This is a genomic window from Kitasatospora sp. NPDC051705 (genome assembly GCF_044453265.1).
In the GTDB taxonomy this organism is placed as follows: domain Bacteria; phylum Actinomycetota; class Actinomycetes; order Streptomycetales; family Streptomycetaceae; genus Kitasatospora.
Genome location: NZ_JBITCO010000031.1, coordinates 67,515 through 92,699, shown reverse-complemented (window position 1 = coordinate 92,699; position 25,185 = coordinate 67,515). Strand labels below are relative to the sequence as shown.

The following is a 25,185-nucleotide window of genomic DNA, read 5'->3' as shown; positions in this document are numbered from 1 at the left end:
TTCGTGGACGGCGGTCGAGTCGGTGGCGGCGCGTCCGGCGCGCAGCGCGGGCACCGTCGTCAAGGACGAGGGCGAGGGCGGCAAGGCGCTCGCCGGCTTCCTCGCCGACCAGAAGTTCATCTAGTCCCACCCGTTCGCGCATCCAACGATCGATCAGGAGCAACGAATCATGGCTGAGATCCTGGTTCTGGTGGACCACGCCGACGGTGTGGTCCGCAAGCCGGCCCTCGAACTGCTGACCCTGGCCCGCCGGATCGGCGAGCCGTCCGCGGTCGTGCTGGGCGCCGGCGGCGCCGCGGCCGACATCGCCGCCAAGGCCGCCGAGTTCGGCGCCGCGAAGGTGTACGTCGCCGACGGCGCCGAGTTCACCGAGCAGCTGGTCGTCCCCAAGGTGGACGCCCTGGCCCAGATCGCCAAGGCCAACGGCGTCGCCGCCGTCCTGGTCACCTCCTCCGGCGAGGGCAAGGAGGTCGCCGCCCGCGTCGCGCTGCGGCTGGGCTCCGGCATCATCACCGACGCCGTCGACCTGGAGGCCGGCGACGGCGGTCCGGTCGCCACCCAGTCGGTGTTCGCCGCGTCCTTCCAGGTGAAGTCGAAGGTCACCACGGGCGCCCCGGTCATCACCGTCAAGCCGAACGCGGTGGCCCCCGAGGCCGCCGCGGCCGCCGGTGCGGTGGAGAACGTGTCGGTGGAGTTCACCGGCAACGCCGCCAAGGTCACCTCGCGCACCCCGCGCGTCTCCTCCGGCCGTCCGGAACTGACGGAGGCCGCGATCGTCGTCTCCGGCGGCCGCGGTGTCGGCGAGGCCTCGGGCTTCGGCGTGGTCGAGGAGCTCGCGGACGCGCTGGGCGCGGCCGTCGGCGCCTCCCGTGCCGCGGTCGACGCCGGCTGGTACCCGCACAGCAACCAGGTCGGCCAGACCGGCAAGCAGGTCTCGCCGCAGCTGTACATCGCGGCGGGCATCTCCGGTGCGATCCAGCACCGGGCCGGCATGCAGACCTCGAAGACCATCGTGGCCGTCAACAAGGACCCCGAGGCCCCGATCTTCGAGCTGGTCGACTACGGCGTGGTCGGCGACCTCTTCGCCGTGCTGCCGCAGCTCACCGCCGAGGTGAAGGCCCGCAAGGGCTGATCCCCGCGGGGAGGACTGGAGGGCGTGGCGCCGGGTGCTCGGTGCCACGCCCTCCGTCGTGCGCGGCGCGGCCCGGTGCACGCGCGGCGAAGCGCCGGGTGCGCCGCGGGCCCGGCGGCCGCGGACCGTAGAGTCGGCGCGAGAACGCGGGACGACGGCGCGGAGCGGCCGCGCCGGGACGAGGACGAGGGCGAGGGGACGGAAGCATGGCACTGCTGACCGCACTTCAGGGCGGCTTCGGGGACGCGGCCGACGCGCTGCGGATCGACGGGCGGGCGCTGTCCCGGGAGGAGCTGCTGGGCGCGGCGTCCGCCGTCGCCGACCGGGTGGCCGGCGCCCCCGCGCTCGCCGTGCTGGCCCGGCCCACCGCCGAGACGGTGGTGGCCGTGGTCGGCGGCCTGTTGGCGGGCGTGCCCGTGGTGCCGCTTCCGCCCGACTCCGGGCCGAAGGAGCGCGAGCACATCCTGCGCGACTCGGGCGCGGCGCTGCTCGCGCACGCCGTGGGCGAGGAGGTCGACGGCCTGGCGGACGCGGCGGCGGGCCGCGGGGGCGTGGAGCTCCTGCCGGTGGACCCCGCGGAGCGGTCCACCGCCCGCCACGCCGAACCCCCCGCGGACGCCACCGGCTTCGTCCTCTACACCTCGGGCACCACCGGGGCTCCCAAGGGGGCCGTGATCCCCCGCGCGGCGATCGCCGCCGACCTGGACGCGCTCGCCGCCGCCTGGCAGTGGACCGCCGACGACACGCTCGTGCACGGTCTGCCGCTGTTCCACGTGCACGGCCTGCTGCTGGGGGTGCTCGGCGCACTGCGCACCGGCAGCCGGCTCGTGCACACCGGGCGGCCCACCCCGGCCGGGTACGCCGCCGCGGGCGGCAGCCTCTACTTCGGCGTGCCGACCGTCTGGTCCCGGCTGGCGGGCGATCCGGAGGCGGCGGCCCGGCTCTCCGGGGCCCGGCTGCTGGTCTCCGGCAGCGCGCCGCTGCCGGTGCCGGTGTTCGAGAAGCTGGCGGCGCTGACCGGGCACGCCCCGATCGAGCGGTACGGGATGACCGAGTCGCTGATCACCGTCAGCACCCGGGCGGACGGCGAGCGCCGGCCCGGCAGCGTCGGCCTGCCGCTGGACGGGGTCCGCACCCGGCTGGTCGGCGAGGACGGCGCGCCCGTGCCCAGGGACGGGGAGAGCGTCGGGGAACTGCAGGTCGCCGGCCCGACGCTGTTCAGCGGCTACCTCAACCGGCCCGACGCGGACGCCGAGGCCTGGACGCCCGACGGCTGGTTCCGCACCGGCGACGTCGCCGTGATCGGGGAGGACGGCTTCCACCGGATCGTCGGCCGCGCCTCCGTCGACCTGATCAAGAGCGGCGGCTACCGGATCGGCGCCGGAGAGGTGGAGGCCGCACTGCGCGACCACCCGGCGGTCGCCGACGCGGCGGTGGTCGGCGCGCCGGACGAGGACCTCGGGCAGGCGATCGTCGCGTTCGTCATCCCGGACGGCGCCGTGACGGGTGACCAGCTGACGGCCTTCGTGGCGGAGCGGCTCTCGGTGCACAAGCGCCCCCGCCGGGTCGTGCTGGTGCCCGAACTGCCCAGGAACGCCTTGGGGAAGGTGCTGAAGAAGCAGCTGCTCGCGCAGGCCGCCGGACGCGACTGAGGAGGCGTCGGACGGCGTCCGATGACGGGTGTTCACCCTGATGCACCGTCGGTGCTCACCCGCCGTGAACCCTTCCATTGGCGCACTCCACTGCGCGCTGTGAGCGGACGCGTGCCTAACGTGACACGCAGGCAGAACTGAATCCCTGGGCGACATGCCGCGGCTTCCGGTCGCACGGCCGGAGGCCGCGGCATGTCGGACGGGGACTGCCGGTCGGTGCGTGCCTCGCCGGGACGCACCGCGTGTCCGCAGCCGTTTCCGCAGCCGCCCCCGTGGCGGCGGGTTCGCAGCAGTGAAGGAAGTCAGCAGGATGAGCTCCGTCAACACCGGCGCGCCGGGTGCCGCCGACGAACCGACCGGGCAGCGCACCGCCGCCGCCACCGCCGACCAGCGGGCCGCCGCCCGCCCCGCCCGTCCGGCCCGCGCGTCGCGGGTCCGCCGGGGGATAGGCATGGTGGCCGTGATCGCGGCCGGTGCGGGCGTGATCGGCCTCGGCACCAGCGTGAGCCCCGCGGCCGCCGAGCCGGCACCGGCGCACGCCGGCTGGGACGGCTCGCGGTACTGGTTCAAGAACAGCCAGGGGCAGTGGCGCTGGACCTCGCACTACGACGTGTACGCGGCGCGCACGGGCGGCGGCTCCTCGTCGGCGGCGAAGTCCACCGGGTCCGGCGGGATCAAGCAGGGCTGGGACGGGTCGCGGTACTGGTTCAAGAACAGCAAGGGCGAGTGGCGCTGGACCACCCACTACGACATCTACCTGGCGCGGACCGGGGGCGGGTCGGCCTCGTCCTCCTCGTCCTCGCCGAGTGCGTCGGGCTCGGTGGGGTCCTCCTCCGACGCGGTGGCGGGCGACCGGGACGTCGAGGACGCGGTGCAGTTCGCCCTCGCGCAGCTGGGCAAGCCCTTCGTGACCGCGGGCAACGGGCCGAACGGCTACGACTGCTCCGGCCTGGTGCAGCAGTCCTTCCGGCGCGGCGGCATCGACCTGCCGCGGGTGGCCAACGACCAGTACGCGGCCACCACGCCGGTCAAGGCGAGCCAGCTGCGCCGGGGCGACCTGCTCTTCTGGTCCCCCGACGGGACGGCGCGGGGCATCCAGCACGTGGCGATCTACCTGGGCAACAACCAGTACGTCGAGGCGGCCCGGCCGGGGACGACGATCCGGATCTCGGGGATCAGCAGCGGCTACTACCCGGCGTTCATGGGGCGGCCGTAGCTCCGGCGGCCCGGTGAGGGGCAGGGGTGCCCGGGCGTTCGCGGCCCGGGTGCCCCTGGCGCGTCCTGGTCCGGGTCACTCCCGGGGCGCTGCTCGGCGCTGCGGGGGTCACCGCTGCGGCGGGTGGTGGCCGGTGGGGCTGTCGTCGGTGGGTCAGAGGTCGGTGGCTCCTGGGTCGGTGGGGCCGAGATCCGCGGGGCGGGGGAGGGCGCCGCGGGCGCCGAGGGCGGTGACGGCGAACGCCCCGGCGGCCACGGCCGCGGCGGCGGCTTCGGGCAGGGCCGTTCCGCGGGCGAGTCCGGCGGCGAGGGCGCCGCAGAAGACGTCGCCGGCACCCGTCGTGTCGACGACCCGGACGGCGGGTGCGGGCAGCCGGGTCAGCCGCCCGTCCGCGGCGACCAGTGCGCCGTCGGCGCCCAGGGTGAGCACGGCGCCGGCGACCCGGCCGCTCCGTGCCGCCGCGCTGCCCGTGCCGTCCGTGCTGCCCGTGCCGTCGCCACCGTCCCGGCCGGGACGGTGGCCCGTACCGGCGAGGATCCGGGCGGCCTCCTCGACGGTCGGGGCGCCGGTGAGCTGGCGGGCCTCGACGGCGTTGGCGACGATCAGGGGCCGGCGCCCGGCGGGGCCGGTGTCGGGCAGCGCGCCGGCGGGCGCGGCGTTGTGCACCCAGCGGGTGTCGGCGCCGGCGAGCGCGGCCGCCGTCGCCCGGATGCACTCCGCGGGGACCTCGCCGCTGGTGAGGACCACGTCGAGGGGGCGCGGGCGGAGCGCGGCGAGCGCGGCGGTGACCTCGGCGGCGGTCAGGTGGGCGTTGGCGCCCGGGACGACGACGATGCTGTTCTCGCCGCCCGGGTCGACCATGACGATCGCCTCGCCGGTGGGCGCGTCGGGGTGCGTGAGCACGGCGCCCGTCTCGACCTCCGCGCCCTGCAGATCGGCCAGCGCCGCCCGGCCGTCGGCGTCCCCGCCGACCTTGGCCACCAGGTGCGTCGCGGCCCCCATCCGGGCCGCCGCGACGGCCTGGTTCGCACCCTTGCCGCCGAACCCCCGGGTGGCGTCGGCGGCGAGGACGGTCTCGCCGGGGGCGGGCAGCACGGGGCAGCGGAGGATGCGGTCGGTGTTGACGGAGCCGATGACGACGACGCGGCCGACGGGAAGCAGCTTCATCGTCCCTCTGTACGTGCCGGGGCGTGCGCGGCGCAAGACGGCACCCCGGGCGTGCCCAGGCGGCGCGGGACGGCGGCCCGGGCGCGCGTGGCCGGCGCAGGAGGGCGCCCCGGGCGCGCGGGCGGGGCGCGTGGCCGCCGTGTGCCGTCCCTCCTGGGGCCGGACGGACTGGGGTGGCTGGGCGGATGGCCGCTCGCCCGGGCACATGCCGCCGTCAAGGGGGCGGACCGGGGCGGACACGGCGGGCACGCGGGGGAGGCATGGGGAGCGGCGTGGCGCGGGTACCACCACGGGTGGCGCTGGTTCGGCCGACGGGGGCGCTGCCCGGTGCGAACGGCATCGGGGCAAGTCGAGGGCAGGGGACGTTGTGATCGTCTGGGTCAATGGCACATTCGGGGCGGGCAAGACGAGTGCCTGCCGAGAGCTGGTGGAACTGCTGCCCGGGAGCGTGCTCTTCGATCCCGAGCTGGTGGGCTTCGGCCTGCGGCGGATGCTCCCGGCCGACCGGCTGGCGACGGTGTCCGACTTCCAGGACCTGGCGGCGTGGCGCCGGCTCGTCCCCGAGACGGCGGCCGCGCTGCTCGGCGAGGTCGCGGGCCCGCTGGTGGTCCCGATGACCCTGCTCAGAGAGGACTACCGGGACGAGATCTTCGGTGACCTCGCCTCGAACGGCATCGCGGTGCACCATTTCGTCCTGGACCCAGAAGAAACGATCCTGCGCGACCGCATCGCCCGTCGCGACGAGTGCCCGGACGATCCGCAGGCCAGCGAGCGGGTCCGCACCTGGTGCCTGGAGCACGTGGCCCGGTACCGGGCCGCCCGGCGCTGGCTGGTCGAGGACGCCCGGATGCTCGACACCAGCGAACTCACCCCGCGCGAGACCGCGCACCGGATCGCCGAGCTGGTCCGGGTCGGTGCCGCGCGCTGCCCGATCGTCCAGACCCCGGACCCGACCGGGGACACCGTGGCCTCCGCCGTGCTGCTCTTCGACGAGCAGGACCGCGTCCTCCTGGTCGACCCGGTCTACAAGCCCGACTGGGACTTCCCCGGAGGCGTGGTCGAACGCGGCGAGGCCCCCACCGACGCCGCCCTGCGCGAGACCGCGGAGGAGCTCGGTCTGCGGCTGGACCCGTCCGTCCTGCGCCTGCTCGCCGTCGACTGGGAGCCGCGCACCGGACCGCGCCGCGGCGGTCTGCGCCTGATGTACGACGGCGGCCAGCTCGACTCCGCCGCCCGCCAGAGCCTGCTGCTCCAGCCGGAGGAGCTGCGCGGCTGGCGCTTCGTCACCCTGGCCGAGGCCGCCGACCTGCTGCCCCCGAGCCGCTGCCGCCGCCTCGCCGCCGCCCTGGACGCCCGCCGTAGCGGTGAGCTGCGCTACCTGGAGGCCGGCCGCCGGGTGGCCCTCGGCCTGACCAGCACGGCGGACGCGGCGTAGCGCGGGCCCGACGGTCCACGCCGGGCCGGGACCTGTGTTCACACCCGCGTCCGCGGGGCGACGCCGGACGGCCCGGGGGACGTCGGACGCGGCGTGGTGGCCCACGACCGGGGGCGTTGGCCGGCGGCCGGGCGCGGGCGGGAGGATGGGGGCATGCCGTTCACACTGAGCCACCCCGCCGCCGTCCTGCCCCTGCTGCGCGCCGCCGGGCAGCGCGGGCCGCTGGTGGCCTCGGCCCTGGTCGCCGGGTCGATGGCGCCCGACGTGCCGTTCTTCGCCGAGTCGCTGCTTCCCGGGGTGTACCGGCACGGCGGTCTGACGCACAGCTGGTGGGCCGTGCCCACGCTGGACGTGGCGATCGCCGGGGTGCTGGTGGCCGGCTGGCACGGGCTGCTGCGCGCCCCGCTGGTCGCTCTGCTCCCCGACCGGTGGGCGGGCGCGGCCGAGGCGCTGACGGTGCGGCGGCCCGGCGCCGACGGGGCGGGCGCGGCCTGGTTCGCCGCGTCGGCGGCGATCGGCGCCGCCACCCACGTCGGCTGGGACGCCTTCACCCACGAGGGCCGACTGGGCGTGCGGCTGTTGCCGGAGCTGAACCGCCAGGTGGCCGGCGTCCCGCTCTACTCCGCGCTGCAGTACGGCAGTTCGGCCCTCGCGCTGGCCGCGATGGCCGGCTGGGCGGCGCGTGCGGTGCGGGCGGTCGAGCCGGTGCGCCCGGCCGTCGCGCTCGCGCCCCGGACCCGCCGGACCGCCGTCGCGGCGCTCGGCGCGGCGACGGCGGTCGGGGTGCTGCACCGGCTCGCCCCGCTGCGGCGCAACCTCGTCCCGGAGGTCTGCTTCGGTGCCGGCGCCGGGCTCGCCGTGGGCGCGCTCGGCTACGCGGCGGTGACCGCCGTCGCCCGCCGGCTCAGCGGCGGGCGGCCGGGCGGGCCCGGTGGCCGGGGCGGCGCGGGCGGCGGCCCCGGCTCCCGCAGCGGCGCGCGTCAGACGGAGCGCAGCTCGGCGTAACGGCGCAGGAACAGGGCCTCGGTGAGGGCCATCCGCTCCAGCTCCAGCGGGTCGACGCTCTCGTTGACCGCGTGGATCTGGGTGGTCGGCTCCTCCACGCCGATGAGCACGATCTCGGCCTGCGGGTACAGCGAGCGCAGCGTGTTGCAGAGCGGGATCGAGCCGCCCTCGCCGGAGGCGACCATCGCGGTGCCGAAGGCCTCAGCCATCGCCTCGCCCATCGCCTCGTACGCGGGGCCGGTGGTGTCCGCGGTGAACGGGGAGCCGTTGCCCTGGCGCTCGATGGTCACCCGGGCACCCAGCGGCACCTGCGCCTCCAGGTGGGCGACCAGCGCCTCCTGGGCGGCGTCGGCGTCGCTGCCCGGGGCGACGCGCAGGCTGACCAGCGCCTTGGCGGCCGCCTGCACCGAGGAGGTGGCGCCGATCACCGGCGGGGCGTCGATGCCGAGGACGGTGACGGACGGCCGCGCCCAGAGGCGGTCGGCGATCGTGCCCGTGCCGGTCAGGGCGACTCCGTCGAGGACCCTGGCGTCCGAGCGGAACTGCTCCTCCGCGTACTGGACGCCGGTCCAGGTCTGGTCGGTGGTCAGGCCGGCCACCGCGACGTCGCCGTGCTCGTCGTGCAGCGAGGCGAGCATCCGCACCAGCACCTGCAGTGCGTCCGGGGCGGCGCCGCCGAAGGCTCCGGAGTGCAGGTTGCCGGCCAGCGTGCTGACGGCGACCTCGACGACGGTCATGCCGCGCAGCGAGGCGGTCACGGTGGGCAGGCCGGGGGCGAAGTTGCCGGTGTCGCCGATGATGATGGCGTCGGCGGCGAGCAGCTCGGGGTGGGCCTCGGCGTAGCGCTCCAGACCGCCGGTGCCCTGCTCCTCCGAACCCTCGACGATGACCTTCAGGCCGACCGGGTAGCCGTCGCCGTACACCCGGCGCAGCGCCCGCAGGGCGGTCAGGTGCATCAGGATGTTGCCCTTGCAGTCCGCGGCGCCGCGCCCGTACCAGCGGCCGTCCCGCTCGGTCAGCTCGAACGCGGGGCTGAGCCAGGCGTCCTCGTCGAGCGGCGGCTGGACGTCGTAGTGCGAGTAGAGCAGGACGGTCGGCGCGCCCTCGGGGCCGGGCAGCTCGCCGTAGACGGACTGGGTGCCGTCCGGGGTGTCCAGCAGCCGGATGCCGGTCAGGCCCTCGGCGGCGAAGGCGTCGGCGACCCAGCGGGCGGCCTTCTCGCACTCCTCGACGGGGAACTGGCGCGGGTCGGCGACCGAGGGGAACGCGACCAGTTCGGCGAGGTCGGTGCGGGCACGGTCCATCAGGGACCGGACGGCGTCGACCAGGGGCTGTGACATTCGGGGACTCCGTGGGGGCGGCTCCGGCCGCGGGGTGCCGCGGACGGAGGGGAGTGGTTGGGGTACCGCCGATCATAGGCGGAGTCGGGCGGGGCGGTCCGGTGGACGGGCTCGGCGGGGTGGCCCGGCGCACGGGCCCGGCGCGCGGGCCGGTCCGCCGGTTCCGCGGGGCCCCGGAGGCGTGCTGCGCGGCCCGGCCCGGAGTTCGGGGCGGCGCGGCCACCGGCGGGCCCGGCGGACGCATAGGATTGCTCGTCGTGACTGACTCCGGAAGCTCCGATTCCCGTAGCCCGCTCGACACCGGGTCCTCGCCGCTCGACGCCGAGGTGTCCGGGCAGCCGTCAGGTCAGCCCTCGGGCGAGGCGTCAGGACCGGCGCCCCAGGCGGCGCCCGATGCGGCCGGTGCGGCCGACCGGACGAGAGCCGGGGGGAGAGCCGACGCGGCGCCTGACGCGACGCCCGCCGTGCCGTCCGAGGAGAGGCCCGACGCGACGCCCGCCGGTGGGCCCGCCGTGACGGCCGAGCCGCGCGACGGGCGGCCGCAGTCCGACGCCCTGGAGGGCGTCTGGGACGTCGTGGTGGTCGGCGCCGGGCCGGCCGGGGCCTCGGCCGCGCACGCCGCCGCCGTCCAGGGCCGCCGGGTGCTGCTCCTCGACAAGGCCGAGCACCCCCGCTACAAGACCTGTGGCGGTGGCATCATCGGCCCGTCCCGGGACAGCCTGCCGCCGGACTTCCGGCTGCCCCTGCAGGACCGGGTGCACGCCGTCACCTTCGCGTACCAGGGCCGGTTCACCCGGACGCGTCGTTCCCAGCGGATGCTCTTCGGCCTGGTGAACCGGGACGAGTTCGACCTGCGCCTGGTGCAGGCGGCCAAGCAGGCCGGGGCGGTGCTGGTCACCGGAGTGACCGTCACCGGTGTCGAGCAGCGGGGCGGAGAGCACCGGACGGCGCTGGTGACGGCCGCCGACGGGCGGAGCTTCGAGGCGCGCGCCGTGGTCGGCGCGGACGGCAGCGCGAGCCGGATCGCCCGGCACGTCGGCGTCACCTTCGACCAGATCGACCTCGGCCTGGAGGCGGAGATCCCGGTGCCGCCGCAGGTCGCCGCGGACTGGTCCGGCCGGATCCACCTCGACTGGGGCCCGCTGCCCGGCAGTTACGGCTGGGTGTTCCCCAAGACGGAGTCGAGCAGTCTGACCGTCGGCGTCATCTCGGCGCGCGGTGACGGCGAGCGGACCAAGCAGTACCTCGCCGACTACATCCGGCGGCTGGGGCTGTCCGGCTTCACCCCGACCGTCGAGTCCGGCCACCTGACCCGCTGCCGGGCCGAGGACTCGCCGCTCTCCCGCGGCCGGGTGCTGGTCGCGGGCGACGCGGCCGGCCTGCTGGAGCCGTGGACCCGCGAGGGCATCTCGTACGCGCTGCGCTCGGGCCGGCTGGCCGGCGAGTGGGCGGTGAAGGTCGCCGAGGCGGGCAACGCCGCGTCGGTGCGGCGCGAGGCGCTGAACTACGCGTTCGCCGTCAAGGCCGGGCTGGGCGTGGAGATGCGGGCCGGCAAGCAGCTGCTGGCGGCGTTCGAGCGGCGGCCGTACCTGTTCCACGCGGCGGTCTGCCTGGTGCCGCCGGCCTGGCGGGCCTTCGCCCGGACCACCCAGGGGCACACCACCTTCGCCCAGGTGCTGCGGCAGTACCGCGCCGCGCGGAAGCTGTCGGCGCTGGCCTCGCGGTAGCGGCGGACCCGGGGCCGGTGCCCCTCCCCGCGGGGAGGGGCACCGGCCTCTCGGGTGGCACGGGCCCTTCGGTGTCACCGGCCTTTCGGACCGGGCTACTTGAGACCGGCGTCGAGGGCGCCGATGAGCGTGCCGGACGGGGTGTCGCCGGACATCTCCCAGATCATTCCGCCGAGCAGGTTCTTCGACTTGAGGTAGGCCGCCTTCTGGCCGATCGACCAGGCGTCGTCGAAGCTCCACCACTGCCCGCCGGCTCCCGTGTAGCCGTACGTCGAGACCGACTTGGGATCGTGGTAGACGGTGAGCCCGGGCACTCCGGTGAGCAGGTTCTGGTAGCCGCGGGTACCGGCCTCCTCCGCGAACTGGCCGGGGGCGGCACCGTTCGCGGACTGCCAGACGCCCTTGGCGCCGCCGTCCGCCACGCCCTGCCAGCCGCGCCCGTAGAACGGGAAGCCGATGGTGAGCTTGCGCGGGTTGACCCCGGCGTCCAGGTACGTCCGGACCGCCGCGTCCACGCTGAAATGGGTGGTGTACGGGTCGTTCGGGTCGGTGTAGAGGTTGGCCTGGTGGCCGGTGCGGCCGGGTTCCCAGGAGTTGTCGCTGCCGGAGCCGTGGAAGTCGTACCCCTGGACGTTGGCGATGTCCAGCGAGCCGAAGATCTTCGTCAGGTCCCATCCCGCGGCGACCTTCGCCGGGTCGGCCGGGGTGAAGGCGGTGAGCAGCTTGTGCGAGCCGCCCAGCGCGTCCAGCTGCTTGCGGAACTCGGCCAGCAGCAGGGTCAGGTTGCCCTTGTCGGCGGCGCTCCAGTGGTTGCCGGCGTGGCCGTCGCCGGAGCCGGGCCACTCCCAGTCGAGGTCGATGCCGTCGAAGATCCCGGCCGCGACGCCGTCGCCGCCGGCGCCGTTGTAGACCGGCAGGTTGCCCTTGATCCAGGTGTCGACGCAGGACTTGACGAACTTCTGGCGGGAGGCGTCGGTGGCGGCGGCGTCCGAGAAGTACTTGGAGTACGTCCAGCCGCCGAGCGAGACGACCACCTTGAGGTTCGGGTACTTGGCCTTGAGCTTCTTCAACTGGTTGAGGTTGCCGCGGAGTTTGCCCCAGCCGTCGTCGGCCACGCCGTCCACCGACTGGGCGGCGCTCATCGGGCGGGCGTAGTCGGCGTCGGCGTCACCGGCGCCGGTGCCCTGGTCCGGGTCCTGCGGGTTGGCGGTGGTGCCCTTGGTGACGCCCGCCAGGCAGGTCAGGTTGACCGGATCGATGTTCTCGAAGGCGTAGTTGACGACGTCCAGCTTGGCCGCGCTGCCCGAGGTGTCGAGGTTCTTGACGAAGTACTGGCGGCCGTAGATGCCCCACTGCACGAAGTAGCCGACCCTGGCGTACTTTCCCGCGCCGACCAGGTCCGAGGTGGTCACGGTGAGCGGTGCGGAGGCCGGCGAGGCGTTGTCGGCGGGGTCGCGGGCCTTGACGGTGAACGTGTAGGCGGTGGACGGCGAGAGGCTGCCGACGGTCGCGGTCAGCGTGCCGCCGCCGACCGTCGCCACCGGCGTGCCGCCCTGGTAGACGTCGTACGCGGCGACCCGGACGTTGTCGGTCGCGGCGTTCCAGGCGAGCGTGACGTCCGTCGAACCGACCGCCGTGGAGCGCAGGGCGGTCGGCGCCGTGGGCGGGGTCGGATCGCTCGACGGGTCGAAGGTCGCGGCGGTGACGGCGGTGCTGAGCGGGCCGGTGTTGCCGCGGGCGTCCTTGGCGCGGACGGTCAGGGTGTAGCTGGTGGCCGGGGTGAGGCCGGTGAGCAGGGCGCTCGTGGTCGTGCTCGAACCGAGCACGGTGGTGCCGCTCAGCACGTCGTAGGAGGCGACCGGGAAGTCCCCGCCGGTGGCGGCTGCCCAGGACAGGGCGAGCGTGTGCGCGGTGCTGGAGGTGACCGCCGGTGCGCCGGGGGCGGACGGCGGGACGTCGGCGCTGCCGTCGCACTTGTCGCCGTTGACGCGGCAGTTGGCCGGCGCGGCGACGGGCCCGGTGCCGACGAACCAGAAGCTGTACGGCTCGGTGGTGCCGTGGGCGTTGACGGTGGCGTTGTAGAAGGCGTTGGTCGCGGTGACGTGCCGGCCGTTGACGGTGGCGGTGCCGTTGTAGCTGTTGCCGATGGAGACTCCGGCCGGCAGGTCGAACTCCAGGGTCCAGCCGGTGACGGCCGTGGCGTTGTCGTTGTGGACGATGTAGGTGCCCTGCCACCAGGAGCCGTTGTCGGCGGTGGTGAAGGTGGCGGTGAGCTTTCCGGCGGCGTGCGCCGGGGCGGCCAGCGCGGTGATCGCGGCGACCGGGAGGAGCAGGGCGGAGAGCAGTGCCAGCAGTCTGCTGCGCACGCGCGGGCGCCCGGCCCGGGATCGAGCGGACATGGTTCTCCCTGTGACTGTGGGGGTTGGACAGGGTGACGCAGAACCGCGGGTGTGGTGCGTGTGCGATGGGTGCCCGCGCCGTGGGGTGGCGCGGCATGGGGCACTGTAGGAGGACTGGACCAATGCGTCAACAGGTCTGTACCACTGGGGAGTTGGGGTGCAGGGTGGCGGGCCCGGGTCACCGGTTCGCCCCCGTCAGCTCGTCCCCGAGCGCGCTGCGCCGGTACAGCACCGAGCGGCCGTGGCGCGCCCGGGTGACCAGCCCGGTGGCGGCCAGGACGGACAGGTGCTGGCTGACCGCACCCGGGGTGACCCCGAGCCGGTAGGCGAGGTCGGTGGTGGAGGCGGGCTCGGCGAGCAGGGTCAGCAGCCGGGCCTTCGGCGCGCCGATCAGCGCCTCCAGGGCCTGCGGCGGGACCGGGGCGCCGGCGCCGTCCATGCCCGCCTGCCCCCGGGCCGGGTAGCTGATCTGCGGCGCACGGTCGTTGCTGATCATGGTGATGGCGCCGCGTGCGAAGAAGGTCGGGATGAGCACGAGGCCGCGCCCGTCCACCGCCGTCTCGCCGTCCCAGTCCGTCCAGCGGCGGTTGATCGACAGGACGCCGTCCTCCCAGTGCAGCCGGTGGTCCAGGTCGGCGAAGAGCGCCGCCGCGCCGTACTGCGAGAGCAGCCGGGCCCGGTAGACGAGGTCGGCGTCCAGGACGCTACGGGCCTGCGGCCACCAGTGCGGGGCCAGGCAGACCTCCCAGTACTCCTCCAGTGCGTCGGCGATCCGCGCCAGCAGCCGGGCCGGGTCGGCCAGTCCGGCGGCCAGCCGGGCGGGCAGGGGGCGTCCGTGCGGCAGGAAGGTCTGTTCGAGTTCGGTGCGCAGCTGCTCCGGCGGCAGCCCGCGGACGGCCGCCAGCTCGGTGCGGAAGTCGGCGGCGGGGGCCTCCGGGCGGGGCGTCAGGAAGTCCGGGATCCAGCGGTTCCCGCCGACGAGGGAGAGCAGCAGCGCGGAGTCCAGCCGCTCGAAGACGGGCCGGAGGCGTTCGAAGGCCCGGCTCTGCAGGGGGTAGACGCCGGGGTGGGTCCACATCCGCAGGCTGAGGGAGGCCTCCTGGATCGGGGACACCGCGAACCAGGTGGTGGCGAGGTCGGCCAGGCCGAGCCGGAAACGGTGCACGGGAGCTTTCCTGCGGCGCTCGACGACGAGGATTCAGCCAGAGCCTAAAGGATTGTCCGCAGCGCCCCGGTAGGCGGTGTGATCAGGGCATGACCTCCTCACCTGCGGAGACTTCCGCACCTCCGCTCGCCATGCCCGGAAACGCGGGAGACCCGGACGCCGGGAACGGCCTGCCGGGGGCCGTCCGGCGGCGCCTGCACCCCGACCCGATGGTCCGTCGGCTGGCCGGGGCCACGTTGGTCAACACCGTCGGCAACGGACTCTCGCTGTCCGTCGCGGTGCTCTTCTTCACCCGGGTGCTCGGTCTGAGCGCCGCCCAGCTCGGGCTCGGGATGACCGCCGCGGGACTGTGCGGGGTGGCGGCCAGCGTGCCGGCCGGGCGGGCGGCCGACCGGTGGGGCGCCCGGCCGGTGCTGGTGGTGCTGGTGGTGGCGGAGGCGGTCGGCACCGCCGGGTACGCGCTGGTGCACAGCTACCCGGCCTTCGTCGCGCTGGCCTGCGGGGTCGCGGCCGTCGACCGCGGGTCCGCCGCGGTGCGCAACGCCCTGTACGCCGAGGTGCTGCCGCCCGAGCGCCGGGTCGCGGGCCGGGCCTACCTGCGGGTGGTGACCAACATCGGCATCTGCCTGGGCACGGCCGTCGGCGCGGTCGCGCTCCAGGTGGACACCCGGCCCGTCTACCTGGCGGCGATCCTCGCCGACGCCACCTCCTTCGCGGTCGTCGCCGTGCTGTTCCACCGTCTGCCCGCCCACGAGCGCCCGGCGCCGACCGCACCGCAGGCCGGTGGCGGGGAGCCGGACGGGCGGCGGGCGCGGCGGCGCAACCCGGCGCTGCGGGACGGCCCCTTCCTGGTGGTCACGGTGCTGAACTCGGTGCTCTGCCTGCAGTTCGCCGTCCTCGAGGTCGGCGTGCCGCTGTGGATCGTCCAGGACACCGAGGCGCCGCGCATCACCGTCGCGGGCACCCTGATCGTCAACACCCTGCTGGTGGTCGCCCTGCAGGTGCGGGCCACCCGGGGGACGGAGGACCGGGCGACGGCGGCCCGGCTCTGCGGCCGGGCGGGACTGCTGCTCGCCGCCTCCTGCCTGGTGATCGCGCTGGCGCACGGCCTGCCCGCGGTCGTCGCGGCCCTGGTGGTGCTCGGCGGAGTGGCGCTGCAGTCGCTCGGCGAGGTCCTCGGCCAGGCGGGCGGCTGGGCGCTCAGCTACGACCTCGCGGGGGAGCGCGACCACGGCGCCTACCAGGGCGTCTACAACGCCGGGACGGCGGCCGCGATGATGGCGGGCCCGGCGCTGGTCACCACGGCGGTGATCGGCTTCGGCCCGGTCGGCTGGGCGGTCCTGGGCGGGGTGCTGGCGGCGGCGGGCCTGGCGATGGGCCCCGCCGTCCGGTGGGCCGGGCGGCGGGGCGGGTCCGTCCTGCCGGTGTGACGGACGGTGTGACGGCTGCTGTGACGGCGCGGCGGATGTGGGCCCGAGCCGCGGCGCCGGGGCCCGAGCAGTGCGGGGCCCGGGGGAGCCGGCCGACGGGGGTGGTCGGCTACTCCGGGACGACCGCCATGGCCTCGATCTCGATCAGCACCTCGGGCAGGAACAGCGCCGAGACCTGCATCGCGGAGGAGGCCGGCGGGAGCACGGCGCCGAGGTACTCGTCACGGGCCTCGCGGATGGCGGCGAGGTGGCCGATGTCGGTCATGAAGTAGGTGAACTTGACGACGTCGGAGAAGTCGGCCCCGGCGGCGGCCAGGCAGCGGCGCAGGTTCTCGAAGATCTGGCGTGCCTGCGCCTTGGGGTCGCCGGCGCCGACCAGGTTCCGGTGCTCGTCGAAGGCCACCTGGCCGGAGACCAGGACCAGCCGGCCGGTTCCGGTGACGACCTGGGTGTAGCCCGTCCCGGGGGCGACTCCGGGCGGCTCGACGATGTGGGTGAGGTGCGAGGTGGTCATGGCGACCATCCTCTCCGAGCGGGTGACCGGGCCGCACCCGGGTTTCGCGGTCCTGCGCTCGGTCCTCGGCGCGGTCCCCAGCCCTAGCGGACGACCTCGGGCAGCTCGCGCAGGAACGGCCGGTCGGAGCCGGGGAGTCGTGCGGCCGGGCCGCCGGCACGGAGCACCACGTCGAGGACGCCCTCCGGGTCGGCGGCGTAACCCCCGCTGGCCCAGGCCGCGTTGGCCTCGACCACGGCCCAGCGGCCGTCGTCCGTGAGCCCGACGTCCACCACCACGGCGCTCGGCAGCGCGGCGCCCGGCCCGGACGCCGCCAGGACCTCGGCGGTGAAGGCGAGGGCGTCGGCCGCCTCGGCGGCGTCCACCTCGGCATCGGCCGCCCCGCTGCCGTTCGCCCCGCTGTCGTTCGTCGTGCCGAGCGGTGCGACGGACAGGTCGCCGTCCACCGCGTAGCGCGAGGCGGCTCGTACCGTGCCGTCCAGGACGAACAGCCGGTACTCGCTGCGGAACCGCACCACCTCGCTGACCAGGACCGGAGTGTCCCCGTCCAGCAGCTCGGGGCCCGGCAGCGCGCCGCCGTCCGGGTAGACCCGGGCGGCGAACAGCTTGTCCGCGGGCGGCTTGACGAATGCCCGGCGGCGCAGGCGCCGCGCCTCGGCCAGGGTGGTGCAGGCCACCTGCCGGCCGGTCAGGGCGTGCGGCAGACGGGCCAGCCAGTCCGCCGGCGGCTCCAGGAGCGCCAGGTCGAGCTCGCGCCCGACCGCGTCCGCGAACAGCGGCCCGCCGTACACGTGCACGGCCGAGCCGAGCAGCTCCGGCGGCGCCTGCCAGGCCTGCGCGACGGCCGCGCGCAGGCCGCGGCGGCCGGCGGCGGTGCGCAGCTGGAGCCCCGTCTCGTTGATGCGCGGGGCGAGCAGGAGCACGGTGTCGGTGGTCATGGCGGCGATGCTGCCGTGCGCGTGGTGGTCGCCACCACCGGTTTTCCGCCGGGATCCGGCGCAGGGTGGCTCTGGCCGAGGGGCGGGTGGGCGTGCCAGAGTCGTCCGGGCGTCGCCCGGGCACCCCGGGCGGCGCGGCAGTCCGACCCACCCTCAGCCGGAAGGCAGGCCCCGCCGATGACCAGCGCAGAGCCCCTCGTCCGCGTCACCACCGCCGACGCCGTCACCACGATCACCCTCGACTCGCCGCACAACCGCAACGCGCTCTCCACCCGCCTGATGGCCGAACTGCGCGCCGGACTGGCGGCCGCCGCGGCCGACCCGGAGGTCCGGGCCGTGGTGCTCGGCCACACCGGCAAGGTGTTCTGCGCGGGCGCGGACCTGTCCGAGGCGACCGGGGCGGACCCGACGGTCGGCCCGAGGGGCCTGGTCGAGCTGCAGCGGGCGATCGTCGACTGCACCAAGCCGGTGATCGCCGTCATCGACGGCCACGTCCGGGCGGGCGGTCTGGGCCTGGTCGGTGCGGCGGACCTCGCCGTCGCCGGCCCGACCGCGACCTTCGCGTTCACCGAGGTCCGGCTCGGCCTCGCGCCCGCCGTGATCTCGCTGCCGCTGCGCCCCAAGCTGGACCCGCGTGCCGCCTCCCGCTACTACCTCACCGGCGAGGTCTTCGACGCCGCCGAGGCCGCCCGGATCGGCCTGATCACCCGCGCCACCGAGTCCGCCGAGGATACCGGGGTCGCGCTGAAGGGCCTGCTGGACGCGCTGCGCCAGGGCTCCCCGCAGGGGCTGGCGGAGTCGAAGCGGCTGGCCAACGCCGAGGTGGTGCGTTCCTTCGAGCGGGACGCGGACGAACTGGTGGAGCTGTCGGCTCGGCTGTTCGGCTCGGAGGAGGCGCAGGAGGGGATGCGGGCGTTCCTGGAGAAGCGGCCCGCGCGCTGGGTTCGCTGACGGGCGGGGCGGACGGCCTCCGGGCCGGCCCGGCCGGCGGCCCGTGGCCGGTGGCCGGAAGCGGCGGGTCGCCCGGCCGGGGGTCGGCCCCCGGCCCGGCGCCGGCCCGGGGAGCCGTCAGCTCCAGCCGATGGCCGCCGCGTCCCGCCACAGGCCGAGCAGCGTCTCGTCGCCGGAGAGCTCGACCTTCGCCACGGGCCCGGTCTCGGCCCAGGATCCGGCCCCGGTCACGGCCCCGGCCCCGGTCACGGCTCCGGTTCGGGCGGGACCGACCGGCAGCCGGTTCCACAGCAACAGGTACAGGTCGCGGGCGGGGCCGCTCAGGGTCAGGTCGGCCGGTTCGGGGGCGTCGCCCAGGGTGACGCCGAGCGGCTCCCGGGTGATCGTCAGGTGCCAGGAGCCGGGGCCGTCGGTCGCCCGGACCCGGAGGGTGCGCGGCTGGTCGCTGCGCAGCCTGCTCCCGCTGCGGGCCATGAAGCCGCGGAGCAGCTCGTCGATGCCGTCGAGGGCGAAGGCGGCGTCCACCCGGGGCCCCTCGACGCCGGCCGCCGCGTCGGCGTCGAAGCGGTGGACGGCGGTCTCGTGCGCCTGGCGCCGGGCCCAGAACGCCAGCGGGCTGGGGGCCGGCAGGAAGGCCCAGCAGTCGAGGTCGGCCGGGGCCCGGGTGAGCGCGTCGACCAGCGCCGCGTGGCCCTCGCGGAACCAGTCGACCAGGTCGGCGTCGGACGGTGCCGGGCCGATCGCGGCCCGTTCGCCCGCCTCGTCCAGCGGGGTGCGCAGGCCGCGGGACGGGTAGGCGGCGGCCCAGCGGTGGACGTGGCCGACGTGTCGCACCAGGTCGCCGAGGCGCCAGTCCGGGCAGGTGGGGACGGGCGCGGACGGGTCGGTCCGGGCGGCGGCGTCGGCGAGCAGGGTGCCCTCGCGGTGCAGCACGGACACGTGTTCGATGATCTCCATGGGGGGAGTGTTCCACCGGAGCCCGCCGGTGGGCCGCGGATTTCGGACAGACCGTCGGCGCGGGTCGGCCCGGTCGGGTGCGCCGCAGGTCACGGCGGGCGCGGGGGCGGTGTGATGTTGGCCGCCCGGAGTCGGGGCGCACCCTACGGGCCGGTAACGTGATCGCATGCCGATAACCCGTTCGCTCCTCTCCGCCGTCCGGTCCGGCGGCCGCCGTGCCGCCGGCCGACTCGTCCACCGGGGCTGGCGCTGGGTGCAGCGGACCGGTGCGGTCACCAACCGGAGCCCCGGCCCGTACCGCTTCGGCGAGTTGGGGGACGGCACGACGCTGGCGTTCCCGCTCGGTGCGGTGTTCAACGAGCAGTGGATAACCATCGGCCCGTTCTCGATCATCGGCGAGCGGGTCACCATCAGCGCGGGCTTCCTGCCGGGCCTGGACCTCGGGCCCGAGCCGATCGTCCGGATCGGCGGCGGCTGCGTGATCGGCCGGGACAGCCACATCGTCGGCCACCAGTCGATCGTCCTCGGCGACGACGTCTGGACCGGCCCCGGTGTCTACATCTCCGACCAGGCGCACGAGTACCGGGCCACCGACCTGCCGATCGGCAAGCAGTGGCCGCGCAACGAGCCGGTGGAGATCGGCGCCGGGAGCTGGATCGGCACCGGCGCGGTGATCCTGCCGGGCGCCCGGATCGGCCGCAACGTGGTGGTCGCCGCGGGCGCCGTGGTGCGCGGTGACGTCCCCGACCACAGCGTGGTGGCCGGGGCCCCGGCCAAGGTGGTCCGGCGCTGGACCGCGGAGGACGGCTGGCAGCCGCCGCTGCGCCACGACGCGCCCCAGCCGGTGCCGGACGGCGTGACCGCCGAGCAGCTGCGCGCGCTGGTGGGCTGGGACCTGCGGCTGCCGGGGGAGCAGCCGTAGGGCCGGTGGTCCGGCCCGCCCGCTGTGTCCGGCCCGCCTGCTGTGTCCGGCCCGCCCGCTGTGCCCGGACCGCGCGCCGTCTCCTGCGCGCCTGCTGTGTCCGGCCCGCCCGCTGGGCCCGGGTGGGTGTGGGGCCGACTGCCGGTGCCGGGGTCCGGCCGACTGTCGGTGTCGGGAGTCCGGCCGAGGCCCGGCCCGTCGTGCCCGGGCGGGCGGCCGACTACCCCGTGTGCGCCGCCCGTTCGGCGGTCCGGGCGGCGATGGCGGCGGTGATCCGCAGGACGTCGGCCGGGCGGGCGGGGTCGAGGCCGGTGAGGGCGGCGATCCGGCGCAGCCGGTAGTCGACGGTGTTCGGGTGCAGGTGCAGGGTGGTCGCGGTGTGCCGGCGGTTGAGCCCGCCCGCCAGGTGGGTGCGCAGCGTGGTGAGCAACTCGCCGCCGTCGGTGAGCGGTTCGAGCAGGGCGGCGAGCCGGGCGCGCGCCCGGCTGGGCCGGGTGAGCTGGTACTCGAGCAGGACGTCGTCGAGCCGGTGGAGCCCGGGCGGGCGGCCGAACGCGCGGGCGACGTCCAGGACTTCGTAGGCGAGGGCGGCCGCGTCGGGCACCTCGGCGGGCGCGGCGGCGGCCGCACCGGCCAGAACGGGTGCGCCCGCGGCCCGGGCCGCGGCGGCGACGGTGGCGGCGAGGTGCGGCCAGGGCTCGGCTTCGGGGGCCGGGCCGTCGTCGGTCGCTCTCCCGGCCGTCGGTCGGGCCTGGTCCGGGCCGATCGGGACGAGGACCAGGCCGCCCGAGGAGGTGAGCGCGGCCAGCGCCGACTGCCGGGTGTGGTGGCCGAGTTCGGCCGTGAGCCGGCGGAGTTTGCGGCGGGCGGCGACGGCCGGTTCGACGCCGGGGGTGTGCTCGTCGGGGTGGTCGGAGACGGAGAGGCAGAGGACGGCGTAGCGCGGTGGGAGGCGCAGTCCGGCCCGGGCGGCGGCCTCTTCGGCGGGGCTGCCGGCGAGCAGCGCCGTGAGCAGGGCCTGTCGGGCCGCGCCGCGCGGGTCGCCGGTCGGCCGGTGTTCGTCGAGGTAGCCGGCACCGGCCGCGGTGGTGGCCTGGCGGAGCTGGTCCAGCAGCAGCCGGTTGAGGACGAGCAGGTCGGCGGCGTCGTCGGCGCGCGCGTGCCGGGTGGCGAACTCCCAGCAGACCTCCAGCCCGAGGTGGTGGGCGAGCAGGACGGCGTCCAGCGGCAGGCCCTCCTCGGCGCGCCGGGTGGCGGCCTCCCGCACGGCGGTGAACTCCTCGTCGGGGGCGGGTAGTCCGGTGCGGACGGCGTGGGCGAGGGCGCGGATCCGGCGCTCGGTGTCGCGGGTGAGTTCGCCGGTGAGCTGCTCCCGGGGCAGGCGGCGGTAGACGGGCACCCGGTCCAGCAGGGCGGCGACCACGGCCACGGCCAACTCGCGTACTCCGCCGAGGAGCCGCTGGTCGGCCGGGCGGCCGCCGATCACCGGCACGCGCCAGCCGGGGGCCTGGCCGCCCGTCCGCCCCGTGGTCCCGGGGGCGGGCGAGGCTGCCGCCGACGTTGCGGCTGCGGGTTCGGCCGCGGCTGCGGTTTCGGTCACGGTCTCGCCCGGGTGCGCGGTGCCGGCTGCGGAAACGGAAACGGAAGCGGACGGGCCGGCGGGCGCGCGTCCGGATGTGCGGGCGGCGGCGCGGTCAGGTGCGCGGTGGGGCGCGCAATCGGGTGCATTGTGACTGGTCACAGAGAACACCGTCCAGGTCTGGGGAACGCCCAAGGGCCGGGCCGGAGGGGCGACCGCATGATGGAGCCACTCGGGTTACCTGTTGGTAACAAACTTCCGCCGTGGAGGCAACAGTTGAGAACCCCACTTCTCCGCTTCTCCGCAACTCCCCTGCGCCGTAGGCTCGGCGGGGCCTTCGGCACGAGCCTGCTGGCGGGCGCGCTGCTGGTCGGCGCGTCGACGGCTCCGGCGATCGCGGCTCCGGCCGCCGTGGCGTCCCCCGGCGCCGCCGCGTCGGCCGCCGAACTGCCGCCGGACGGCGACTCGGTGGCCTCCCCGCCCGGTGCCAACGACTGGAACTGCCGGCCGAGCGCGGCCCACCCCGACCCGGTGGTCCTCGTGCACGGCACCTTCGCCAACCGCTACGAGAACTGGCTCGCGCTCTCCCCGCTGCTCAAGGGCCTCGGGTACTGCGTGTTCGCCCTCGACTACGGGACCGTCCCCGGTGTCACCTCCTCCGGCAGCGGTCTGCTGCTGCCGATCGGCGGCCTCGGCCCGGTGCCCGACTCGGCGGCCCAACTCGGCCGGTTCGTCGACCTGGTGCTGAAGGCGACGGGAGCGGGCAAGGTCGACATCGTCGGCCACTCGCAGGGCGGCATGCTGCCGAACTACTACCTGAAGTTCCTCGGCGGCGCCGCCAAGGTCGGGCGGATGGTCGGCCTGGCGCCGTCCAACCACGGCACCACGCTCGACGGGATCACCAAGCTCGCCCCGTACTTCCCGGGCGTCGCGGACCTGATCTACACCGTCTGCCAGTCCTGCCGCGACCAGGCGGTCGGCTCCGACTTCAACCGCGTGATGGCCTCCCGCCCGGACACCGTGCCCGGCGTGCGCTACACGGTCGTCTCGACCGTCTACGACGAGGTCGTCACCCCGTGGCGCACCCAGTTCCTGAACGGCCCGGCCGTGGACAACGAGGTGCTGCAGGACCACTGCCCGGTCACGCTGGCCGAGCACGTGGCGATCGCGTTCTCGCCGACGGCGCTGCACCTGGTGACCAACGCCCTCGACCCGGCGCACGCCACTCCGGTGTTCTGCGGCTGAGCGCCGCCGCCCGTCGGCGGGGCCCCGGCCGGGGAGTCCGTTCCCGGGTCGGGCCCCGCCGGTGCGCCGTGGCCGGACGGGGTACGGGCCTGCCGATCAGCCGATCAGCCGATCAGCCGCTGCCCGGCAGGTCGGCTGCCCGGCAGGTCGGCAGGTCGGCAGGTCGGTAGGTCGGCGGATCGGCGGATCGGTAGGTCGGCGGGCGGACAGGTCAGCCGGTCAGCGGGACGCCCGGAAGGAGACCACCGCCGTGACACCGCCGTGCGGGACCCGCACCTCGTAGGCGCCGGGCCCGGCGAGCAGCGCGCCGTCGAAACGGTCCAGCGCCACGTCGGCGGCACCCGTCGTCCCGTCCGCCGGCTCCGCGGCGTCGGCGGGGGCCGCGACCGCCGCCACGTCCGCGACCGCTGCGGAGCCGGCGAGGCAGACCACGAGCACGCTGTCGCCCGCCGGGACGTCCACCGCGCCCGGCGCGGTGAACAGGTCGACGCCGGCGCCGACCCGGCCGCGTCGGGTCATCACGTTGAAGTCGACCACCGGGCCGCCCAGGAGCCGGCAGTCCGTCTCGGCCTCACCCGGGAAGGCGAACGGGCGGAACGGCGCGTCGACGGCGTGCTCGGTGCCGTCGACGGTCAGCACCATGCCGGGGCCCTCGACGAGGGTGATCACCCGGTCGACGCCGGGGAACGGCGAGAAGGGCCCCGCCGAGGCGACGTCGGCGAGGCTGACCCGCCAGTCGAAGCCGTCCAACCCGGCCCCGGCCGGGTGTCCGGCGACCTCCCTGGTCACCCCGCCCCCGTTGAGCCACGCCGTGGCCGGGCGCTCGGCCGCCCGCAGTACCTGGATCCGTTCGCTGGTCGTCATGGCCCGCATCCTGCCAGTACCCGGCCGGGCCCGTCCCACCGGCGATCCCCGGGCCGGGAGGTCGCCGCGTCCGGCGGTGACCTGCGGGCCCGGCGGTGACCTCGTGGCCCGCGACCGACCCCGAGACCCGCCGGCCGTCCCGCCGGGGGATCGTCGGGGGATCGTCGGGGATCACCGACGATCCCCCGGGGGGTGTTCAGTGCCGGCGGACGGTCAGCGGCAGGAACGCCGCCGCGCCGGCCGCCACCGCGACGGTGGTCAGCGCCAGCGGCAGTCCGATCGCGTCGGCCAGGAAGCCGATCACCACCGGGCCGATCAGCATCCCGCCGTAGCCGAGGGTCGAGGCGAACGCGACGCCCTGCGGCCCGCCCGCGGCGCCCGCCCGGGCGATGGCGAGCGGAAAGAGGTTGGCCAGGCCGAGGCCGACCAGGACGAAGCCGCAGACGGCCAGCGGCACCACCGGGGCCAGCGCGGCGACCAGCATGCCGGCCGCCGCGGCCAGTCCGCCGAGCAGCATCAGCCGGGTCTGGCCGAGCCGGATGGACAGCCAGGTGCCGGCGACCCGCCCGCTGGTCATCGCGAACGCGTACGCGGCGTACCCGGCGGCGGCCGTACCGGGGCCGGCGTGGACGTCGTCGGTGAGGTGGAGCGTGGTCCAGTCGGCGACGGCGCCCTCGCCGTAGGCGGTGCACAGGGCGGTGAGGCCGAGCAGGAGGACGAGGAGGCGGACCTGCGGCGCGGCCGCTGTCGCCCGGGCGGTGGTCCCGGCCGCCCCGGTGCCCGGGGTGCCGTCCGCGGCTGCCCCGGCGACACCGGCGTCTCCTGCGGCACCGGTGCCCGAGGTGTCGCCCCCGGCCTCCGCCGGGGCGGACCCGCCGGCCCGCACGGGCGCGACCATCGGCGCGGCCGGGCTGCGCAGCAGGACCACGCCCGCGGCGGCGGTGACGGTGAGACCGAGCAGGCCGCCCAGGGCCAGTGCCCAGGAGGCGCTCAACGGCCCGGCGAGCAGTCCGCCGACGCCCGCGCCGATCAGGCCGCCGAGGCTGTAGCCGGCGTGGAAGCTGGGCATGACGGGCCGTCGCAGCTGGGCCACCAGGTCGACGGCTGCGCTGTTCATGGCGACGTTGGCGCCGCCGTACCCGGCGCCGAAGAGCAGCAGGACGCCGCCGAGCGCGGTGACGGAGTGGGTGTGGGCGGGCAGCGGCACGGCGAGGCTGAGCAGGGCGAGCGAGGCCACGGTCACCGGGCGCGAGCCGTACCGGAGGCAGAGCCGACCGACCACCGGCATGGTGAGGACGGCGCCGACGGACAGGCAGAGCAGGGCCATGCCGAGGGCGCTGTGCGAGGCGTTCACCTGGCTGCGGACGTCCGGGATGCGCACGACCCAGGCGGCGAACAGGAATCCGTCGACGGCGAAGAAGGCGGTCAGCGCGAGACGTGCTGGGCCCCAGGGGCTGTCCGTTCCGGGGGGAGTGCTGCGAGACTGGGAGGAGGCCTGGTCGGGTCGGGAGTGTGAACGGATTTTGTTTCGAAGCGGCACAAAGTCA

General features: G+C 75.9%; 20 protein-coding genes and 1 pseudogene. 11 read left to right on the top strand and 10 right to left on the bottom strand.

What is annotated here, in order from left to right:
- From ACIA8Q_RS29270 to ACIA8Q_RS29255, 4 genes and pseudogenes are all read left to right on the top strand, one after another.
- A pseudogene (locus ACIA8Q_RS29270) lies at positions 1-124 on the top strand (electron transfer flavoprotein subunit beta); the annotation flags it as partial.
- A 45-nt stretch (positions 125-169) separates the two neighbouring features.
- Entirely contained in the window at positions 170-1,132 is a 963-nt protein-coding gene (locus tag ACIA8Q_RS29265; protein ID WP_396317953.1) for an electron transfer flavoprotein subunit alpha/FixB family protein, read from the top strand.
- A gap of 206 nt (positions 1,133-1,338) precedes the next feature.
- On the top strand, positions 1,339-2,784 hold the full coding sequence (locus tag ACIA8Q_RS29260; RefSeq protein WP_396317952.1) for an acyl-CoA synthetase: 1,446 nt from the start codon (positions 1,339-1,341) through the stop codon (positions 2,782-2,784).
- A gap of 310 nt (positions 2,785-3,094) precedes the next feature.
- A complete protein-coding gene (locus ACIA8Q_RS29255; protein WP_360221624.1) occupies positions 3,095-4,000 on the top strand; it encodes a C40 family peptidase in 906 nt (301 codons plus the stop codon).
- 153 nt (positions 4,001-4,153) lie between these two features.
- Here ACIA8Q_RS29255 and ACIA8Q_RS29250 read toward each other — a convergent pair whose 3' ends face one another.
- Positions 4,154-5,167 carry a PfkB family carbohydrate kinase gene (locus ACIA8Q_RS29250; protein ID WP_396317951.1) on the bottom strand — a complete coding sequence of 338 codons (1,014 nt, stop codon included), beginning with the start codon at positions 5,165-5,167 and terminating at the stop codon, positions 4,154-4,156.
- A 367-nt stretch (positions 5,168-5,534) separates the two neighbouring features.
- Here ACIA8Q_RS29250 and ACIA8Q_RS29245 point away from each other — a divergent pair, with 367 nt between their 5' ends.
- Both ACIA8Q_RS29245 and ACIA8Q_RS29240 read left to right on the top strand, forming a co-directional pair.
- Positions 5,535-6,602 (top strand): NUDIX hydrolase, encoded by a 1,068-nt coding sequence (locus tag ACIA8Q_RS29245; RefSeq protein WP_360221619.1) that lies wholly within the window; start codon positions 5,535-5,537, stop codon positions 6,600-6,602.
- A gap of 153 nt (positions 6,603-6,755) precedes the next feature.
- Positions 6,756-7,607 (top strand): DUF4184 family protein, encoded by an 852-nt coding sequence (locus tag ACIA8Q_RS29240; RefSeq protein WP_396317950.1) that lies wholly within the window; start codon positions 6,756-6,758, stop codon positions 7,605-7,607.
- On the opposite strand, the gene ACIA8Q_RS29235 is transcribed toward ACIA8Q_RS29240, so the two are convergent.
- Positions 7,583-8,947, bottom strand: a complete 1,365-nt coding sequence (locus ACIA8Q_RS29235) for a dipeptidase (protein WP_360221613.1) — start codon at positions 8,945-8,947, stop codon at positions 7,583-7,585. The two genes, ACIA8Q_RS29240 and ACIA8Q_RS29235, sit on opposite strands and share 25 nt — an antisense overlap.
- Positions 8,948-9,459: 512 nt before the next feature.
- Between ACIA8Q_RS29235 and ACIA8Q_RS29230 the strand changes: the two genes are divergently transcribed.
- On the top strand, positions 9,460-10,674 hold the full coding sequence (locus tag ACIA8Q_RS29230; protein ID WP_360221610.1) for a geranylgeranyl reductase family protein: 1,215 nt from the start codon (positions 9,460-9,462) through the stop codon (positions 10,672-10,674).
- Between the two features lie 95 nt (positions 10,675-10,769).
- Here ACIA8Q_RS29230 and ACIA8Q_RS29225 read toward each other — a convergent pair whose 3' ends face one another.
- A complete protein-coding gene (locus ACIA8Q_RS29225; RefSeq protein WP_360221607.1) occupies positions 10,770-13,073 on the bottom strand; it encodes a glycosyl hydrolase family 18 protein in 2,304 nt (767 codons plus the stop codon).
- A 178-nt stretch (positions 13,074-13,251) separates the two neighbouring features.
- The gene (locus ACIA8Q_RS29220; protein WP_360221604.1) at positions 13,252-14,238 is read right to left on the bottom strand and encodes a helix-turn-helix domain-containing protein; all 987 of its coding nucleotides are present in this window, start codon (positions 14,236-14,238) and stop codon (positions 13,252-13,254) included.
- A gap of 89 nt (positions 14,239-14,327) precedes the next feature.
- Between ACIA8Q_RS29220 and ACIA8Q_RS29215 the strand changes: the two genes are divergently transcribed.
- A complete protein-coding gene (locus tag ACIA8Q_RS29215; protein ID WP_396317949.1) occupies positions 14,328-15,668 on the top strand; it encodes an MFS transporter in 1,341 nt (446 codons plus the stop codon).
- Between the two features lie 109 nt (positions 15,669-15,777).
- Here the strand turns inward: ACIA8Q_RS29215 and ACIA8Q_RS29210 are convergent, their stop codons facing one another.
- Entirely contained in the window at positions 15,778-16,182 is a 405-nt protein-coding gene (locus tag ACIA8Q_RS29210) for a RidA family protein (RefSeq protein ID WP_387907150.1), read from the bottom strand.
- 83 nt (positions 16,183-16,265) lie between these two features.
- Positions 16,266-17,120, bottom strand: a complete 855-nt coding sequence (locus ACIA8Q_RS29205) for an ATP-grasp domain-containing protein (protein WP_360221595.1) — start codon at positions 17,118-17,120, stop codon at positions 16,266-16,268.
- 177 nt (positions 17,121-17,297) lie between these two features.
- Here ACIA8Q_RS29205 and ACIA8Q_RS29200 point away from each other — a divergent pair, with 177 nt between their 5' ends.
- A complete protein-coding gene (locus ACIA8Q_RS29200) occupies positions 17,298-18,071 on the top strand; it encodes an enoyl-CoA hydratase family protein (protein ID WP_360221592.1) in 774 nt (257 codons plus the stop codon).
- 117 nt (positions 18,072-18,188) lie between these two features.
- Here the strand turns inward: ACIA8Q_RS29200 and ACIA8Q_RS29195 are convergent, their stop codons facing one another.
- Entirely contained in the window at positions 18,189-19,028 is an 840-nt protein-coding gene (locus ACIA8Q_RS29195; protein WP_360221589.1) for a maleylpyruvate isomerase family mycothiol-dependent enzyme, read from the bottom strand.
- A 166-nt stretch (positions 19,029-19,194) separates the two neighbouring features.
- Here ACIA8Q_RS29195 and ACIA8Q_RS29190 point away from each other — a divergent pair, with 166 nt between their 5' ends.
- Positions 19,195-19,950 carry a DapH/DapD/GlmU-related protein gene (locus ACIA8Q_RS29190; RefSeq protein ID WP_360221586.1) on the top strand — a complete coding sequence of 252 codons (756 nt, stop codon included), beginning with the start codon at positions 19,195-19,197 and terminating at the stop codon, positions 19,948-19,950.
- A gap of 220 nt (positions 19,951-20,170) precedes the next feature.
- Here the strand turns inward: ACIA8Q_RS29190 and ACIA8Q_RS29185 are convergent, their stop codons facing one another.
- On the bottom strand, positions 20,171-21,550 hold the full coding sequence (locus ACIA8Q_RS29185; RefSeq protein WP_360221583.1) for a helix-turn-helix domain-containing protein: 1,380 nt from the start codon (positions 21,548-21,550) through the stop codon (positions 20,171-20,173).
- Between the two features lie 255 nt (positions 21,551-21,805).
- On the opposite strand from ACIA8Q_RS29185, the gene ACIA8Q_RS29180 reads away from it, so the two are divergent.
- Complete coding sequence (locus ACIA8Q_RS29180) at positions 21,806-22,774, top strand: esterase/lipase family protein (protein WP_387907164.1); 969 nt, start codon at positions 21,806-21,808, stop codon at positions 22,772-22,774.
- Between the two features lie 219 nt (positions 22,775-22,993).
- On the opposite strand, the gene ACIA8Q_RS29175 is transcribed toward ACIA8Q_RS29180, so the two are convergent.
- Positions 22,994-23,638, bottom strand: coding sequence for a HutD family protein (locus ACIA8Q_RS29175; RefSeq protein ID WP_360221580.1), 645 nt, complete (start codon positions 23,636-23,638; stop codon positions 22,994-22,996).
- A gap of 196 nt (positions 23,639-23,834) precedes the next feature.
- On the bottom strand, positions 23,835-25,178 hold the full coding sequence (locus ACIA8Q_RS29170) for an MFS transporter (RefSeq protein ID WP_396317948.1): 1,344 nt from the start codon (positions 25,176-25,178) through the stop codon (positions 23,835-23,837).
- Positions 25,179-25,185: the final 7 nt, after the last annotated feature.